At 53.4% G+C, this 16,125-nt stretch carries 14 protein-coding genes and 1 tRNA gene; 8 read left to right on the top strand and 7 right to left on the bottom strand.

Going from position 1 to position 16,125, the window contains the following annotated elements; translation table 11 throughout:
- The first annotated feature begins 17 nt into the window (after window positions 1-17).
- From DOQ08_RS14255 to pyrF, 4 genes are all read left to right on the top strand, one after another.
- Window positions 18-314: an integration host factor subunit beta gene (locus DOQ08_RS14255; RefSeq protein WP_114335658.1), complete on the top strand. Its 297-nt coding sequence runs from the start codon at window positions 18-20 to the stop codon at window positions 312-314.
- 65 nt (window positions 315-379) lie between these two features.
- Entirely contained in the window at window positions 380-682 is a 303-nt protein-coding gene (locus DOQ08_RS14250) for a LapA family protein (RefSeq protein WP_114335657.1), read from the top strand.
- Entirely contained in the window at window positions 682-1,851 is a 1,170-nt protein-coding gene (gene lapB, locus DOQ08_RS14245; protein WP_114335656.1) for a lipopolysaccharide assembly protein LapB, read from the top strand. Before DOQ08_RS14250 ends, lapB begins: the two co-directional genes overlap by 1 nt.
- A gap of 31 nt (window positions 1,852-1,882) precedes the next feature.
- Window positions 1,883-2,593: an orotidine-5'-phosphate decarboxylase gene (pyrF, locus tag DOQ08_RS14240; RefSeq protein ID WP_114335655.1), complete on the top strand. Its 711-nt coding sequence runs from the start codon at window positions 1,883-1,885 to the stop codon at window positions 2,591-2,593.
- Between the two features lie 228 nt (window positions 2,594-2,821).
- Here pyrF and DOQ08_RS14235 read toward each other — a convergent pair.
- Together DOQ08_RS14235 and DOQ08_RS14230 are read right to left on the bottom strand one after the other, a co-directional pair.
- Window positions 2,822-2,897, bottom strand: a tRNA-Asn gene (locus DOQ08_RS14235).
- A gap of 70 nt (window positions 2,898-2,967) precedes the next feature.
- Window positions 2,968-4,152: a pyridoxal phosphate-dependent aminotransferase gene (locus DOQ08_RS14230; RefSeq protein ID WP_114335654.1), complete on the bottom strand. Its 1,185-nt coding sequence runs from the start codon at window positions 4,150-4,152 to the stop codon at window positions 2,968-2,970.
- A 189-nt stretch (window positions 4,153-4,341) separates the two neighbouring features.
- On the opposite strand from DOQ08_RS14230, the gene uvrB reads away from it, so the two are divergent.
- The gene (uvrB, locus tag DOQ08_RS14225) at window positions 4,342-6,399 is read left to right on the top strand and encodes an excinuclease ABC subunit UvrB (RefSeq protein ID WP_114335760.1); all 2,058 of its coding nucleotides are present in this window, start codon (window positions 4,342-4,344) and stop codon (window positions 6,397-6,399) included.
- Here uvrB and rimI read toward each other — a convergent pair whose 3' ends face one another.
- Window positions 6,400-7,515 (bottom strand): ribosomal protein S18-alanine N-acetyltransferase, encoded by a 1,116-nt coding sequence (gene rimI / locus DOQ08_RS14220; protein ID WP_114335759.1) that lies wholly within the window; start codon window positions 7,513-7,515, stop codon window positions 6,400-6,402.
- Between the two features lie 200 nt (window positions 7,516-7,715).
- Here rimI and DOQ08_RS14215 point away from each other — a divergent pair, with 200 nt between their 5' ends.
- Window positions 7,716-9,215 (top strand): RimK family protein, encoded by a 1,500-nt coding sequence (locus DOQ08_RS14215; protein ID WP_114335653.1) that lies wholly within the window; start codon window positions 7,716-7,718, stop codon window positions 9,213-9,215.
- 14 nt (window positions 9,216-9,229) lie between these two features.
- Here the strand turns inward: DOQ08_RS14215 and DOQ08_RS14210 are convergent, their stop codons facing one another.
- Window positions 9,230-10,390: a cation diffusion facilitator family transporter gene (locus DOQ08_RS14210; RefSeq protein WP_114335652.1), complete on the bottom strand. Its 1,161-nt coding sequence runs from the start codon at window positions 10,388-10,390 to the stop codon at window positions 9,230-9,232.
- Between the two features lie 403 nt (window positions 10,391-10,793).
- Here DOQ08_RS14210 and DOQ08_RS14205 point away from each other — a divergent pair, with 403 nt between their 5' ends.
- Window positions 10,794-11,819, top strand: coding sequence for a quinone-dependent dihydroorotate dehydrogenase (locus DOQ08_RS14205; RefSeq protein WP_114335651.1), 1,026 nt, complete (start codon window positions 10,794-10,796; stop codon window positions 11,817-11,819).
- Between the two features lie 172 nt (window positions 11,820-11,991).
- Here DOQ08_RS14205 and rmf read toward each other — a convergent pair whose 3' ends face one another.
- The gene (rmf, locus tag DOQ08_RS14200) at window positions 11,992-12,204 is read right to left on the bottom strand and encodes a ribosome modulation factor (RefSeq protein ID WP_114335650.1); all 213 of its coding nucleotides are present in this window, start codon (window positions 12,202-12,204) and stop codon (window positions 11,992-11,994) included.
- A 319-nt stretch (window positions 12,205-12,523) separates the two neighbouring features.
- Between rmf and rlmKL the strand changes: the two genes are divergently transcribed.
- Window positions 12,524-14,698, top strand: a complete 2,175-nt coding sequence (rlmKL, locus tag DOQ08_RS14195) for a bifunctional 23S rRNA (guanine(2069)-N(7))-methyltransferase RlmK/23S rRNA (guanine(2445)-N(2))-methyltransferase RlmL (RefSeq protein ID WP_114335649.1) — start codon at window positions 12,524-12,526, stop codon at window positions 14,696-14,698.
- A gap of 190 nt (window positions 14,699-14,888) precedes the next feature.
- On the opposite strand, the gene DOQ08_RS14190 is transcribed toward rlmKL, so the two are convergent.
- Both DOQ08_RS14190 and DOQ08_RS14185 read right to left on the bottom strand, forming a co-directional pair.
- A complete protein-coding gene (locus DOQ08_RS14190; protein ID WP_114335648.1) occupies window positions 14,889-15,491 on the bottom strand; it encodes an outer membrane beta-barrel protein in 603 nt (200 codons plus the stop codon).
- Window positions 15,492-15,591: 100 nt separating this feature from the next.
- Window positions 15,592-16,083 carry a hypothetical protein gene (locus tag DOQ08_RS14185; RefSeq protein WP_114335647.1) on the bottom strand — a complete coding sequence of 164 codons (492 nt, stop codon included), beginning with the start codon at window positions 16,081-16,083 and terminating at the stop codon, window positions 15,592-15,594.
- Window positions 16,084-16,125: the final 42 nt, after the last annotated feature.

Raw genomic sequence — 16,125 nt, 5'->3', positions numbered from 1 at the left:
ACAGAGGAAAGTGCCTCATGACGAAGTCCGAACTGGTTGAACTGGTAGCATCAAAGCAGACACAGCTCTCGGTAAAGGATGTCGAGTTGGCTGTTAAGACCATTATTGAGCACATGTCTCAGGCATTGGCAGATGGTCAGCGTATTGAGATTAGAGGATTTGGTAGCTTTTCTTTGCATCACCGGGAAGCGCGTGTTGGTCGAAACCCAAAAACTGGCGAAGCTGTGCAGTTGCCAGCGAAGTACGTGCCGCACTTTAAGCCCGGGAAAGAGCTTCGAGAACAGGTTAACGATAGCCTGAAAAAGGGATTTTAATCCTGCTTCAGTGAGTTTTCGGTCACCACTAAATTAGCAATTTACCCGTCTGGAGCGTATACGAGATGGCAGCACTGCAGAAGATTCTCTTAATTGTTTTGGTTATTATTCTGATAGTCGTTGCTCTGGTGTTCTCGTTAAACAATCAGATGGCGGTATCCCTTAATTTCCTATTGTTTGAAACTCAGCCACATGGTGTTGCGGTCTGGATTATCATGTCGTTTGTGCTGGGAGCATTGGTAGGCGTTCTGCTTATGTTGATCGGGTCGTTCCGCTCGTCGGTATCCCGGCGGAACCTTAAAAAGCGGCTTGAGCGAGCAGAGCAAGCGCTAGAGAAGTCCAGGGCTGATAACGACCAGGCACTTTAATGGAACTAGTGTTTAACTGGCTGCTTCTAACGGTTGCGGTTGCTGTTGGCTGGCTAGTGGGGCGTTATGGGAGCTCCTATCGGCGTTCACGTAAAACCATATCCGACGTAGATTCTGTTAAAGATCGCCTTCAATTCCTCTTTACCAACTATTCTGACCAAGCCGTAGAAAACTTTGTGCAGTCATTGCCGGTTAACAAGGACACGGTCAGCCTTCATTTGTCGATTGGCAGCCACTTCCGTAACAAGGGAGAGACTGATCGTGCCACCCTGATCCATCAAAACCTACTGGCGCGTCCGGAATTGCCCGCTCGTTACACACCTCGGGTGACGCTTGAATTGGCAATGGATTATCTGGGTGCAGGTCTGCTGGATAGGGCCGAGGCGCTTTTTCAGGAGTTGATGGGTGACCGGGAGTATGGTCGCCGGGCCGCGAGCCAGCTTATCGAGTTGTACCAACAAGAGAAAGAGTGGGAAAAGGCCGGCCAAGTGGCGAAAACGCTCACACGGACGGACTCCGATCCTGCCGTGTTTAAGACTCTTGCTTATATTACCTGCGAGCTTGCGGATTTGGCGCTCAAAGAGGACGATCGCTGGACCGCAAAGAAATTGTTTCGGGAGGCTTTGGAGTACGACCCGTCCTGTGTGCGGGCGACTTTGCTGCTGATGAAGCTTCATGTTCGCCAAGGAAATTTCCGGGAAGCTGGTAAGCAAGGTCTGAAGGTGTTCGAGCAAAATCCCGAATTCGGCCCCGAAGCCGTCGATCGGCTCATGCAGCTTGAGCGCGATCACGGTGACGTAGGGCGCTTATTTAAAAAGCTGAAAAAGCTCTATGAGCAACACCCGAGCACCAGTTTGCTGCTTGCGCTGGTAGAATCGGTGGAGTGCTCCTCCAGCCGCCCTGCGGCGATTGATCTGTTGCGGCAGGAATTGGAGGTTAGGCCTTCAGTACGTGGCTTGTTGCGGCTTGTTGAGTTGGCCGGTTATGAGAAAGGCATGACGACCGATGAAGGGCGCTTGGTAAGCCGTATCGGTCATCTGATTCTCGCCAATCGCCCAATCTATCGTTGTGTGAATTGCGGCTTTGATGGCCAGCAATTGCACTGGCTGTGCCCAAGCTGTAAGCAATGGGAAACTGTACGGCCGATTCAAGGTGTAGAAGCTGAATAACGTTTTAATTTACTGACTGGGAAAATCGAACGTGCAAAACCCAAACGACCCTAAAATTATTGTTGCTTTAGACTTTCCCTCTCAGGACCCGGCTCTGGCGCTTGTCGATCAGCTGGACCCTGCAAAGTGTCGTCTTAAGGTGGGTAAAGAACTGTTTACCCGCTCCGGCCCGCAGTTGGTTAAAGCGCTGCAGGGTAGGGGCTTTGATGTGTTTCTGGATCTAAAATTCCACGACATTCCGAACACAACGTCCTCGGCAGTTGCTGCTGCTGCGGATCTTGGTGTGTGGATGGTAAACGTTCATGCTTCTGGTGGTGAAAAGATGATGGTCGCCTGCCGTGAGCGTTTGGAACAATTTGGTGCCGATAAGCCGTTGCTGATTGCGGTTACGGTTCTGACCAGTATGTCAGGAGATGATTTGGCAGGTATCGGTATCACCGATTCGCCAGAGCTGCATGTCTCTCGTTTGGCCACCTTAACCAAGAACTGTGGTCTGGATGGTGTCGTATGCTCTGCGCAGGAGGCTCCGCGCCTGAAAGCCGAGCAGGGTGCTGGCTTCCAGCTCATTACCCCAGGCATTCGCCCGCTGACCGCTGAAAAGGGCGATCAGCAGCGTATCATGACCCCCACGGATGCCCTTAAAGCGGGTTCTGACTACCTGGTCATTGGTCGTCCTATTACCAAGGCTGCTGATCCTCTGGCGGCGTTGGAGGCTATTCATGCTGAGGTTCAAGGGGTTTAACTTGCGGCGGACGTTTCGCTTCCGGCCCTAGCCTTTTGTTGCGGGGGTGGCGCCAAGGATGGAGGCCGCTCCCGAAAACCGCTACAAGCACATCCATGTGTGCTTCTCTCCGGCCATCCATGGCATCCAAGCAGGCAGGCTAGGGCTGCAATCTCCCGAAGTCTCAGGTAAAACAAGCAGCCACAAAAAAGCCCGCTAATTCATAGAACTAGCGGGCTTTCGAAATAATGGCTCCCCGAGCTGGGCTCGAACCAGCGACAAACGGATTAACAGTCCGTTGCTCTACCAACTGAGCTATCGGGGAACATCGTCATGTGACGAGGCGCGTATATTAGTGTGGCCATACCGCCTCGTCAACCCCTTAACTAAAAAAATTAGCCAAGAGCTTTTTCCAAACGCTCAACCGCCTTCTCGAGGTTGTCCATGCTGGTCGCAAAGCTCAAGCGCATGTGCCCCGGGCTACCGAACGCAGAACCCGGAACCAGCGCAACGCCCGCTTCGCTCAGCAGCTTCTCGGCAAACTCAACGTCCGTGCTTACGCCATCCGTTGCATCAATTGCGCCTTGGAAGCTTGGGAACACGTAGAAGGTGCCGTCGCCGTAAGGGCACTCAACACCCGGCAACTTATTCAAAGCGTCAACCAGCCAGTCGTGGCGCTGCTTGAACGACTTAACCATTTCGCCTACGCACGCCTGATCGCCGTCAAGCGCGGCGGTAGCGGCCGCCTGAGAGATCGAACAGGGGTTTGAGGTGCTCTGGGACTGGATTTTCTTCATCGCGCCGATGATCTTCGCCGGGCCCGCAGCATAACCAATGCGCCAGCCCGTCATGGAGTAGGCCTTTGAAACGCCGTTCAGTACGAAGGTGCGCTCATAAAGCTCTGGGCACGCGTTCACGATGTTGCAGAAAGGCTTGCCGGTCCAAAGAATCGGCTCGTACATGTCGTCAGTGGCGATCATGATGTTCGGGTGCTTCTTCAGCACTTCGCCAATCGCCTTCAGCTCTTCCATCGAGTAGGCCATGCCGCTCGGGTTGGACGGGCTGTTGATCACGAACAGACGGGTGCAATCAGTAATCGCATTTTCCAGTTGTTCCGGAGTGATCTTGAAGCGGGTATCCACGCTTGTCTCAATGATTACCGGCTTGCCTTCTGCAACCAGAACCATGTCCGGGTAAGATACCCAGTATGGAGCGGGGATAATGGCTTCATCGCCCGGGTTCAGGGTGGCCAGAGCCAGGTTGAAAAAGCTTTGCTTGCCGCCACTGGATACCAAAATCTGATTGGCTTCGTATTCCAGGCCGTTGTCACGTTTGAACTTCGCAATGATCGCTTTTTTCAGAGCAGGCGTACCATCAACGGCTGTGTACTTGGTTTGACCGTTGGTAATGGCTTCAATAGCGGCCTGTTTGATGTGCTCTGGGGTATCGAAGTCCGGTTCGCCAGCACCTAAGCCAATAATGTCTTGGCCGGCAGCGCGAAGTTCAGCTGCTTTGTTGGTCACTGCGAGGGTCGGGGAAGGCTTGATGGCCTGTACACGGCTGGAAAGTTGAAGGTCCAAACTTGAGCTCCTTAAAGCTGCGTCTTATGGGCTGCGACCGGCGTGATAGCTCCGGGGGTATACTTCCCGGCTGAATTTTACACGGCCGTCGATCGGGCTGATGGTATCATGAAGCAGCGGTATCGCTAAATTTCTTGTAAGTAGTAGCCGTGATGGTTGCTACTGATGATTGGAGGTTCTTTGCCTGTTATGGCCAGTAAATCACCTAGTGCTACCAAAGAGGGTGCCTTTCGTGTTGAGTCTGCCTATCAGCCGGCTGGGGACCAACCCGCAGCAATTGCCGGGCTGGTAGACGGTATACACTCAGGTTTGGCGCATCAGACTCTGCTGGGCGTGACCGGTTCCGGTAAGACATTTACCATCGCAAACGTGATCCAAGAGGTTCAGCGGCCAACGATTGTTATGGCGCACAACAAGACCTTGGCGGCTCAGTTGTACGGTGAATTCAAAGAGTTCTTTCCGGACAACGCGGTGGAGTATTTTGTTTCTTACTACGACTACTACCAGCCGGAAGCTTATGTGCCGTCTTCCGATACGTTTATCGAAAAAGATGCTTCCATCAACGAACACATTGAACAGATGCGTTTGTCGGCAACCAAGGCGCTTTTAGAACGACCGGATGCGATTATCGTGGCCTCTGTGTCGTCGATCTACGGCTTGGGTGATCCGCAGTCCTACATGAAGATGATGCTGCATCTGGATCGTGGTGATCCGGTGGAGCAGCGGGATATCTTGCGTCGTTTGGCTGAGCTTCAGTACACCCGCAACGATGTGGAATTCCACCGGGCCAACTATCGGGTTCGGGGCGATGTGATTGACGTGTTTCCAGCCGAATCCGAGCGTGAGGCCATTCGTATTGAGCTGTTCGACGATGAGGTGGAGCAGCTCAGCTATTTTGACCCCCTGACCGGTGAAGTCCTGCGCCGTGTGCCTCGGGTAACCATCTACCCGAAATCGCACTATGTCACCCCGCGCCAGAAAGTGCTGGATGCGGTTGAGAACATCAAAGTGGAGCTGGATGAACGGCTGAAGCAGTTGCGCGATAACCATCGTTTAGTGGAGGCGCAGCGGTTGGAAGAGCGGACCCGCTATGACATCGAGATGATGTTGGAGCTTGGGTACTGCAACGGCATTGAAAACTATTCACGGTATCTGTCGGGCCGAGACCCGGGCGCACCGCCTCCGACCTTATTCGACTACCTGCCACCTAATGCGTTGTTGGTGGTGGATGAGTCCCACGTGACGATTTCGCAGATTGGTGCCATGTACAAAGGCGACCGCTCGCGGAAGGAAACCTTGGTGGAGTATGGCTTCCGGCTGCCCTCCGCGCTCGACAACCGCCCCATGCGCTTTGAAGAGTGGGAGCGAATCGCGCCACAGATGATTTTTGTTTCGGCAACGCCGGGTAATTACGAAGCCGAACATGCGGGGCAGGTTGTAGAGCAGGTGGTTCGCCCGACCGGGCTGTTGGACCCGGAGATTGAGGTGCGCCCTGCGTCCACGCAAGTGGATGACCTGCTTTCCGAGATTCACGCGCGCGTCGAAGTGAAAGAGCGTGTGCTTGTGACTACGTTGACCAAGCGCATGGCAGAGGATTTGACCGATTTCTTGATGGAGCACGATATCCGGGTGCGTTACCTGCACTCGGACATCGATACGGTTGAGCGGGTGGAAATTATCCGGGATCTGCGCCGCGGCGAGTTCGATGTGCTGGTTGGTATTAACCTGTTGCGGGAAGGCTTGGATATGCCAGAGGTTTCTTTGGTGGCCATTCTGGATGCCGACAAAGAAGGGTTCCTGCGCAGCGAGCGGTCGCTGATTCAGACCATCGGGCGAGCTGCTCGTAACGTAAACGGTAAAGCGATTCTATACGGCGACCGGATAACCGGCTCCATGCAGCGAGCTCTGGATGAAACCGAGCGCCGCCGAGCTAAGCAGCAGGCTCATAACGAAGAGCATGGCATCACACCGACCGGTCTGAACAAAAAAATCGCAGACATCATGGAAGGTGCGCCGGGCGGAGGTCGTGGTCGCCGCAAAGCGGAACGACCGGGCCAGAAAGCCGCGGAGGAGTCGGAAGACTACCTCGTTGCGGCAAGCAAGCGGTCTCCGCAGGATTTGCTTAAAGAAGTGGCCGGGCTGGAAGACGAGATGTACAAAGCAGCGGCCGATCTGGACTTTGAAGCCGCTGCGCGCTTGCGGGATCGGATTTCAGAGCTTAAGGAAGCCGCAATCCGCAACGGCTGATCATGGTCGCCGTGGGCCGACAATCACCGCTGCTTGCAGTGGTTGATTGCGGCCATAGCTCGACATTTTACTGAACACCCGCTTGTCGATGGGCAGATATTGCTTGTCGGCCACGGTTTCGCCTTCCTCGGCATCGATCTCCGGATCGTGCAGGTATACGAAATCGTCATCGATAGCGCACACAGTCACCCAGTGCGGCACCCGGCTTCGGTTCAGTTGCCACGTACTGATCAGAATGACCGGGATTTGGCCATTGTGAAGTGCTGTCTCCATGGCTTCCAGAGTCAGCGGGTCGTGGTGAATTTGAATCCCGGTTTGGCCGATGTCATGTAAAAAACCTTCGTGTACCAGTTCCAACACCCGCTTTTTGTCGTCATTACGCACGGTATCTTTGAAAAGAGCGCCTTCTTGACTGATCCAGGCACTGGCTTCAAAGCCACGGTTCCAGGCCGAAAGTGCAAGGCCATGAGGGCCACACCCTCCATGACCCGCAAGCATGAAAATCGTGGTGGCTTCACGCCAAATTTTCAGCTCTTCAAGTGTGGTCAGTGGTTGCCGTTCATCCAGCGCGGATAGGGCCATAATCAAGGCTGACGGGCCACAGGTAAATTCGGTGGTCTGCGGGTAATAGGGCACCGGCAGAAACTCCCGCGAAGGTTCGTAATACAGGATCCGCCGCTCAAACCGCAACGCAGTGCCTTGGTCTTCGTAGTAATCGCGGTAGGTGCCGAATTGGCGATAGCCCAAACGCCGGTACAGATTAATGGCACCGCTGTTATCTTCCCGGACTTCGAGTCGCATAATGATGCGGTCGGCATCAGCGGCTTCTTTCTCCGCTTCTTTAACCAGTTTTTCGCCCACACCTTTGCCGCGCACTGTCGGGGAGACCGCAATGGAGTAGATTCTGGCCAAGCGAGTCGCGGCACTCATGAGAACCAAGCAGTAGCCCACCAGCTCCTCGCCCCGCACAGCAACGATCAGCCTGTCTCTGGGGACTTCCAGAAAACGGCGAAAGCTCCGGCGGGAAATGCGGTCTTCGGTAAAGCACCGGTTTTCAAGCTCGACGAGGCCTTTAAGGTCGTCAGCGACAGCTTGTCGTAGCAGTACATCGTGCATAGTGATTGAATCCCGGAGCATGAAAAGGTCGAGGAAGCTGGCGTGCATGTCCTCTGCAGCTATTATGGTAGAGACAGGGGCCTTCCGGTAGCGCGCAAGCATGCGTAAAAGCACTCATCAATGGTTGATTGTGGCGCGCCCTGCAGCGGCGTATTGTTGCGCTAATTACCCGGCTGAACCTTCAGGGAGGAATGCCTGTTATGTCCCGTTTGTTAATCGTTGTGGATCGCGCGAAAGATTGGGCGCCGTATTACCCTAGCGAAGACGTACTCACCTTTGATCAGTACCTCAAATTTACGGCTCCCGCTAACAGCCGGGTGCGGGTTATTAATCTTTGCCAGAGCGCCAAATACCTGAGCCGGGGCTACTATTGCTCGTTGTTAGCGGAAGCACGAGGCCACCATGTCGTGCCTTCGGTGATGACGCTGAATGACCTCAGTCGTAAGGGCTTGTTTTCTCTTGAGCTGGAGGACTTGGACTCGAGCGTTATTCAGTGGCTGGAAAATGAGGCTCATGAGATCGATCCGTCCACAGACGAACGGGCTGCTACTCATGAGGTCCGGATTCGCACTTATTTTGGTCAAGCTGAACATGCTGACTTGAAACCGGTGGCACGGGCCCTGTTTGAGCGCTTTCCTTGCCCGATCCTCGAGGTGGTTTTCCGCCATCGGAAACAGTGGCAAATCGAATCTATGAAGCCGGCGTGTCCGGCAGACTTGAATGAACGTGAGCAGGATCTGTTTGCCGAAGCCTTCGACCGCTTTAGCAGTATGGTATGGCGCAAACCCAAAACGCGCCGTCGCTATAGATTTGATCTTGCCATGCTGGTTAATCCGGATGAGGAAATGCCGCCGAGTGATGAGGCGGCGTTAAAGAGATTCGAGCGTGCGGGGCGTAAGCTGGGTATCAACGTTGAGCGAATCACTCGCCGGGACTACATGCGGTTGCCGGAATACGATGGTTTGTTTATTCGGGAAACCACGGCGATTGATCACCACACTTACCGTTTCGCTCGTAAGGCTGAGGCGGAAGGTATGGTGGTGATCGATGACCCGGTGTCTATTTTGCGTTGCACCAACAAGGTGTTTCTGGCCGACCTGCTGAAAAACAACAAGGTGCCGACACCAAAGACGCTGATTCTTTCCAAAGATCAGAAGGATGCGGTTGAGCAGGTTGTTAACGAGTTAGGCTTTCCTGTCGTTATAAAGATACCAGACGGTGCGTTTTCACTTGGAGTAGCCAAAGCCAAGGATGAAACAGAATTAAGAGCTGGTTTGAAAGACCTTTTCAAACAGTCTGCTCTGGTGCTCGCTCAGGAGTACTTTTACACGGAGTACGATTGGCGGATAGGCGTTCTGGGTGGCCGTGCGATTTATGCGTGCAAATACATGATGGTAAAAGGGCACTGGCAGATTTATCAGCATGGCGGCGCATCGGTCGAAAGCGGTGGTTTTGAAACCATGCCGACCTATGAGGTGCCTAGAAACGTGATTCAGGCAGCACTTAATGCCACACGCCTGATTGGTAATGGCCTCTACGGTGTCGATATCAAGCAAGCGGGTAATCGGGTTGCGGTGATCGAGGTGAACGATAACCCCAGTATCGACTCAGGTGTTGAGGATAAATTTCTGGGGGGAGAGCTTTATACCTTGGTTATGCAGGAGTTCCTTTCCCGCATGGAAGCCAATCGTCGAAGGTAGCTGTGTATTCCGGATCAGGCGGCAACCCAGATCCGGACACTGCCCAGCCAAGGTGGGTTGGCCAATGCTTCGCGAACGCGTTGGCTGGTGATCTCCGGGGCAGGGTAGTCCTCGTCCAGGAAAATCTCGAGATGCACGCGCTTTTTGAGATAGTGCAGGCCCAGCCGGCTTTGAGGCGGCAGTTCACCCAGTGTTTCACTGATCTCCGTATGGATTTCTTCACGAGACGGTAGTCCCGGCGCATTGAGCGATGGAATGTCCTCATCGTTTTCAGCATCAATATGAAAGGTAATGTCCTGGATGTTCTCGAGGGCTTCGCGCATTCCGGCGACAACTTTCAGACCTATCTGGTGGCCTTCTGAAACACTGATCTCCGGCCTCACGACAAGATCAACATCCAGAAAAATGTCTTGCCCCATGCGACGGCTTCGCAGTTCATGTACGTTTCGAACACCTGGCGTTGAAAGGGCGATGGCTCGGAGCTTTTCTGTATCTTCCTGAGACAATCCGGTATCGATCAGTTCTTTAACGCTATCCCAAGTGAATTTCCATCCGACGTGTACGATGATGATGGCAACGGCCACCGCAGCCACCGTGTCGAGCCAAACCACGCCAAGCATTGCGCCAATGGTTGAAAGTAGAACGACGACGGACGAAAACGCGTCCGTGCGACTGTGCCAAGCGTTTGCGACAATAAGATCGGAACGGATTTTGAGACCCACGTGCCGGGTATAACGGAAAATCCATTCTTTACTCAAGACCGAAATGGTTGCAGCAACGAGGACGGGCCACTCGGGGATGAAAAGCTCATCGCCTTCAAACAGGCGCAGAGTGTTTTCCCAGGCCAAGGCCGCACCTACAGCGATAAGAATGCTCCCGAGCAACAGGGTTCCCAGGGTTTCAATGCGTTGATGACCATAAGGGTGGTCGTCATCCGGACCTTTCCGGGATAAACGCATCACTGCCAGGACAACCCAGTCGGAGGCAACATCGGTAAACGAGTGAATGCCGTCTACAACCAGTGCGTGGGAATGGAAGAGGGTGCCGGCAACGACTTTAACCAGGCCAAGAAAAGCATCGAGCAGCATCCCGATGATGGTGACTTTGGAGGCTGCGTTTTTTTCGGCATCGAGATCTCGCTCGAGATTCGCGGGGCTTTTCGATAGGTTTTCCATTCAAGCAGGCTCCATTGTATTGCTGTGGCGCCAGTATAGCCTCAAAAACTTAAAAAAGGGCTTGCAAAATCAAGAATGATCGACGGGTTTATGCACATTATGAAATATTAATTGCTAGCTACCATTGCGTTACGGTTATCGTCAATTCTTATTTCAGTCTTTGTAAGTTGTTGAAAATTAAAGACTAAAATGCTGGTTAAAAAATGATCAATCTGTAGGCTGGCGCAGTTATCAAGGCTTGGAAACGTTTGCCCCGCGCTTATTAACAGAGTTATCCACAGATTCCGTGGAAAAGCTTCGGAAGCCTCGACAGCATGCGGCTTTTGGCGACATTTGTCGGTTCAGGAAGATGGTGTGGAAAACTTCCGGTATACTCCCGCCACCTCTTGCAAGGAGTTTTCTGATGTACCCCGTTCTTAGAAATTTGTTATTCCGATTACCGCCAGAGCAGGCACACCACGTGGCATTAAAGGGACTCGATGTTGCTCAAAAAGTGGGCATGCTTAATGTGTTCACGCGACACCCTGATCCTTGCCCCGTAAACGTTATGGGTTTGGAGTTTCCGAATCCGGTGGGCCTTGCTGCGGGATTGGACAAAAATGCAGATCATTTGGACGCGCTGGGTGCACTAGGTTTCGGCTTTATCGAAGTGGGGACGGTCACGCCTTTGGCTCAGCCTGGCAACCCGAAGCCGAGAATGTTCCGATTGCCGGAGCATGAAGCCATCATTAACCGAATGGGCTTCAACAACGAAGGGCTCGAGCATTTGATCGGCAACGTCGAGAATCGGCGTTATAAGGGAATTCTTGGTATTAACGTTGGCAAGAACAAAGACACGCCGAACGAGGAATCCGAGTCTGATTATCGCAAAGGCATTGCGGCGGTTTATAGCTATGCCGATTACATCACTGTGAATGTTTCGTCGCCAAACACGCCGGGCCTGAGGGATCTCCAGTTTGGTGACTCGTTGAAGCAGTTACTCCATGCAATTAAAGACGAACAGACACGCTGCCACCAAGTGCAAGGGCGTTACGTGCCGATAGCGGTCAAGATTGCGCCGGACATGGATAATGAGGGTGTCCGGTTTGTCGCTTCAGCGCTGCTTGAGGCCGGGTTGGACGGTGTGATTGCGACGAATACGACCATCAGCCGAGAAGCCGTTAAGGGGCACCAGCACGCGCAGGAGGCTGGTGGTTTGAGCGGGGCGCCCGTGCGCGAGTCGTCAGTGCGGGTTATCGCCGGATTGTATGCTGAGCTAGGTGATCGCATACCGATTATTGGTGTTGGTGGCATTACGGATGCAGAGAGCGCAGCAGAAAAAATTCGGGCAGGCGCTAAATTGGTGCAAATATACACCGGCTTTATTTATAAAGGGCCGAAGCTGATTGGTGAGGCGGTAGAGGCCGTTCGAAAAGAGCGGAAGGCATAAAATGGTAGGGCCCGCTTAGCGGGCCCTTTGCGGGGAATGAACCCCGTGGCGCTTCTTCGCATGGTACGGGGCGGGTGGCCCCGTTTCGGTTGCTCGGAATACTGCGTCAAATTGTCGTGTTAAGGTTATTTTAAAAACAAATCAAACTAACTGAGATAGGCCAACACCGCGATTATGTTGCAGTTACGTTGGCTAACTTGTGGATGCCGGAAACGCCGGTCATGCCCTCCCAGTTATCTGTGCGGCCTTCTCGCCACCCGTTCAACCATTCCTGGCGCGCATCTGGTTGATCTATTGGGCAGCTGTCTTTGGATTTTCCGGACACGCCAGCGAGGTATCCCCGCTTGAATGCACGAGCGTAAACGTCTCTTTTCTGTCTTTTCATGCCGTTCCTCACTATGGATTAACAGAACAAGCGTGTACACATCTGCGATGACCATGGCTTGTGGAGCCCATCCGGGACAACCCACTATTGCCAGCTCCGGTCAGAGCAGTCAGGATCCTGTTAATGGAAGCTTTAATTGTTGCTTCCAGAACGACGCGTCAAGTACAAGGTAAGACGAACCTTGATGAGAAGTACACTAACGATTTCGTCTATATGAACGATTTCTTATAGTTTTATGAACTAATGATGACAGGCCATTTTGGCTTTCGCTGCGAATCCAGCGGCTTACCAGCTTTATCTAGAAAACCAGGAGTTGATTTTGTCCAAGTATGTCTTTTTTGTAACCTGCCCTAAGGGCGTAGAGTATCTCCTGGGTGATGAGTTGGAGACTTTTGGCCTCTCGTTAGTGCGCAATGCACCGGCGGGTGTTTGGGTTGAAGGTGAAATGGAAGCCGGATATCGAGCCTGCATGTGGTCCCGATTAGCGAACCGTGTGATCCTGCATATCGATGAAGTGGATGCTCGTAGTGCCGAAGAGCTTTACGATGGCATCGTAAAATTGGATTGGCAGGCTCATATTCGGGCGGGTGGCAGTTTTCGGGTTAATTTCCTCGGGCAAAATGAAGCCCTTAGAAACACTCAGTTTGGTGCTCAGAAAGTCAAAGATGGCATCGTAGACAGCATTCGCGGCGCCGGCGCGCCGAGGCCAGCGGTCGCCCAGAAAGATCCGGATGTGACCATCTCTGCACGGCTGAACCGTGGCCGTTTGGCCGTTGGTCTTGATCTCAGTGGCCACAGTCTTCACATGCGCGGCTATCGCACAGAGCAGGGCTTGGCACCCTTGAAAGAAAACCTGGCCGCCGCTGTTCTATTGCGAGCCGGCTGGCCGGGTATTGCCGCCGCGGGTGGGGATTTTGTCGATCCCATGTGTGGTTCTGGCACGCTATTGATCGAAGCGGCGCTGATGGCTCTGGACATTGCGCCGGGCCGAAGACAGGAGCGCTTCGGATTTGAAAAGTGGCCCGGCCACCAACCCGAGCTGTGGATGAGTATTCGCCAGGAAGCCGAGCGCCGGGCACACGAGGGTAAGCAGGGCAGAGTGCCCGTGTTTGCAGGGTTCGATCAGGACCGCCGAGTGCTGGATACCGCACAAAGAAACATCCAGCGTGCAGGGCTTGAAGGTATCGTTACTGTAGAAGAGCGTGCATTGGCCGAATTTGCCCGCCAAGACAGCTGGGCGGATCAGGGTCTGGTTTTGACGAACCCTCCATACGGTGAGCGGTTGAGCGAACGAAACGTCCTCGCGTCGCTCTACCAGAGTATCGGCGAGGTTTCGCTTCGCGAGCTGGCCGGCTGGCGTTTAGGTGTGTTTACTGGCGCACCTGAGTTTGGCAAATCCGTCGGACTTCGAAGCTTCAAGCAATACAACCTGTTCAACGGCAAACTGCCGGCGCAATTGCTGTTGTTCGAAGTACGTCCTGAAAACGCGATGACTCCCAGAGACCCGGCCGCCGCCGGTCAAGTGGTCCCGCGTATTGTGAACGCTGAACGGGCGGAGATGCTTCGGAACCGTTTGAAGAAAAACGTGAAATCCATAGGGCAATGGGCCAGAAAGCAAAACATTGGCTGCTACCGCCTATACGATGCCGATATGCCGGAATACGCATTGGCGATCGATATCTATGAGGGCAGGGTGCACGTTCAGGAATATCTGGCTCCGAAATCCATCGACGAAAGGGCCGCTCGCGAACGTTTAGCGGAAGCCTTGGCCATCATTCCGGACGTGCTGGATATCGACCCTAAAGACATGGTCTGCAAGCAGCGCCAGCGGCAAAGCGGTACCAAGCAATACGAGAAGCAAGCGGCGACCGGCGAATACCTCAAGGTACAAGAGCATGGCTGTACGCTGAAAGTTAACCTGAAGGACTACCTCGATACCGGCTTGTTTCTGGATCATCGCCCCGTGCGCCACTGGATTCAGCAGAATGCCCAAGGTAAGCGGTTCTTGAACCTGTTCTGTTACACCGGCGCAGCAACGGTACATGCGGCGGTCGGCGGTGCCAGTCGTTCGTTGAGCCTGGACATGTCCAAAACTTACGTCAACTGGGCTATGGATAATCTTTCCCTCAATGGCGCAGACCCACGTAAGCACTTGGTTGAGCAGGCTGACTGCTTGGCATGGCTGGCGGACAAGCGAACGGCGAATCAAACCTTCGACCTGATCTTCATGGACCCGCCAACCTTCTCCAACTCAGCCCGTATGGCGGGTGTGTTGGACGTTCAGCGGGACCATGGTGTGATGGTTCGTCAGTGCATGGAACGCCTGTCCACTGACGGTTTGCTGATCTTCTCTAACAATTTCCGCAAGTTTAAGCTGGACGAGGACTTGGCTGCGGAGTTCGATGTGAAAGAGGTGACTGCGAGCACCTTGGATAAGGATTTTCAGCGGAACCAGAAGATTCACCAGTGCTGGCATATTCAGCATAAGGTCTGAATTTGAGGGGGAAGAGGCAGGCGAGGGCCTCTTCCCTGAAACCTAAGTCTGGGGCGAGTGGGGCTGGAATCCTTTTTCTGGAATGTCGAAGGCCAAGGATGGCCTGAGAGAAGCGCACATGGATGTGCTCGTAGCGGTTCCAGAAAAAGGATTCCAGCCCCGCTTGACCTGCACCGAATCAGGAGTGCCGTTAAAACTCGTAACGAATTCCTGAAGAAAACTGAAAGGCATTCGCGCTGGTATCGGTATCTTCGAACAACTTCCCGCCTTCCAGCACCAGATACATACTGTCGATTAACTCGAAATCGATACCCGCTATCCAGCTGAAACTGAAGCTGCTGCTCGGATAGTCCTCGCCAAACTCCTGAAACTCCCGGTTACGACGCTCGTCGGGATTATCAAGCGTGGCCTCACCACTGATGTGGGTAAAACCAGCCTGAGCGTACACGTTACCGAGCTCACCAACCGGGTAGTGCAGCCCCATATACCAGCTGCCGTAATAATCGATGGCGAGGGTGAAATCACTGTTGATTTCAGCATCTTTATAGCCGCCGCCCATACGGACTTCGGCGTGAATGAGGTCGTTCAAATGACCGCCAATCACCAGAGTGCCTGCTTGGCTCCAGGCATCTTCTTTGGAAAACCTCCCAATAGACCGATGCTCAATGGTGGTTGCCAGCAGGCCGACGTAGTGTTTGTCTGAGCGGGGCGTTTCCTGAGCTTGCGTTGCCACAGGTAACAGGCACAAGGACATCATGCTTGTGGTGAGGAAACGGGTTGCGACCTTGTTCATTATTATCTGGCTTCCTGTCAGTAACGGTGCTGACGCCAGATTCTGCCTTGTGTAACACCTTGTTACGCAGACACCTGTCACACTTCCTCGTCTCTAACGCTTAGATGAACAGGTCATCTAGTAACCCTGACTCACGAGCAATCAGCAACAAAGCGTATACCCCGTTTTCGGGCAGCTGCGGTTCCAGGCCTTCTTCAAACATCAGCTCCCGCCGGCGATCTTCCAGAGTGCCGGCATCCAGATCGGTTACCAGTTCGGCGATAGGCGCAATTTCGAACGGTGCTTCTTGCTTCACCGCTTCGAAAATAAGATCTATCAGAGTCTCATCCGGATCTATGCCGTCAACGTAAACCGTTTGGCCGGGCAGGTCTTCGTGAAGCTCGCGAACAAGCTCAAGAATGGGAACACCCTGTTCCTCGAGGTAGAACAGATCGATATCGCCCAAATCTGCACCATCGGGAACCCAGGCTTCATCGGGAGCGATGACCACGGACTTCATTTGCCCGTCTTCCAAAGACCAGGCAATGGCTGTCGGGAAAAGTGCATCGTCGGTTTGGCAGTATTCGATGTCCAGAAAACGGGGTATCGACACAGGGAACTCCGGGTTAAATCGTTGGATTACTAATAGGGACAA

The sequence above is a fragment of the Marinobacter litoralis genome, from assembly GCF_003336705.1.
Taxonomy (GTDB): Bacteria; Pseudomonadota; Gammaproteobacteria; order Pseudomonadales; family Oleiphilaceae; genus Marinobacter; species Marinobacter litoralis.
This window is presented reverse-complemented; position numbering and strand designations above follow the sequence as displayed.

Bases quoted from the DNA above. Each gene is read 5' to 3' on its own strand.
- DOQ08_RS14255 (WP_114335658.1), top strand. From the start codon at position 18: ATGACGAAGTCCGAACTGGTTGAACTGGTAGCATCAAAGCAGACACAG.
- DOQ08_RS14250 (WP_114335657.1), top strand. From the start codon at position 380: ATGGCAGCACTGCAGAAGATTCTCTTAATTGTTTTGGTTATTATTCTG.
- lapB (WP_114335656.1), top strand. From the start codon at position 682: ATGGAACTAGTGTTTAACTGGCTGCTTCTAACGGTTGCGGTTGCTGTT.
- uvrB (WP_114335760.1), top strand. From the start codon at position 4,342: ATGGCCAGTAAATCACCTAGTGCTACCAAAGAGGGTGCCTTTCGTGTT.
- rimI (WP_114335759.1), bottom strand. From the start codon at position 7,515: ATGCACGATGTACTGCTACGACAAGCTGTCGCTGACGACCTTAAAGGC.
- DOQ08_RS14215 (WP_114335653.1), top strand. From the start codon at position 7,716: ATGTCCCGTTTGTTAATCGTTGTGGATCGCGCGAAAGATTGGGCGCCG.
- DOQ08_RS14210 (WP_114335652.1), bottom strand. From the start codon at position 10,390: ATGGAAAACCTATCGAAAAGCCCCGCGAATCTCGAGCGAGATCTCGAT.
- DOQ08_RS14205 (WP_114335651.1), top strand. From the start codon at position 10,794: ATGTACCCCGTTCTTAGAAATTTGTTATTCCGATTACCGCCAGAGCAG.
- rmf (WP_114335650.1), bottom strand. From the start codon at position 12,204: ATGAAAAGACAGAAAAGAGACGTTTACGCTCGTGCATTCAAGCGGGGA.
- DOQ08_RS14190 (WP_114335648.1), bottom strand. From the start codon at position 15,491: ATGAACAAGGTCGCAACCCGTTTCCTCACCACAAGCATGATGTCCTTG.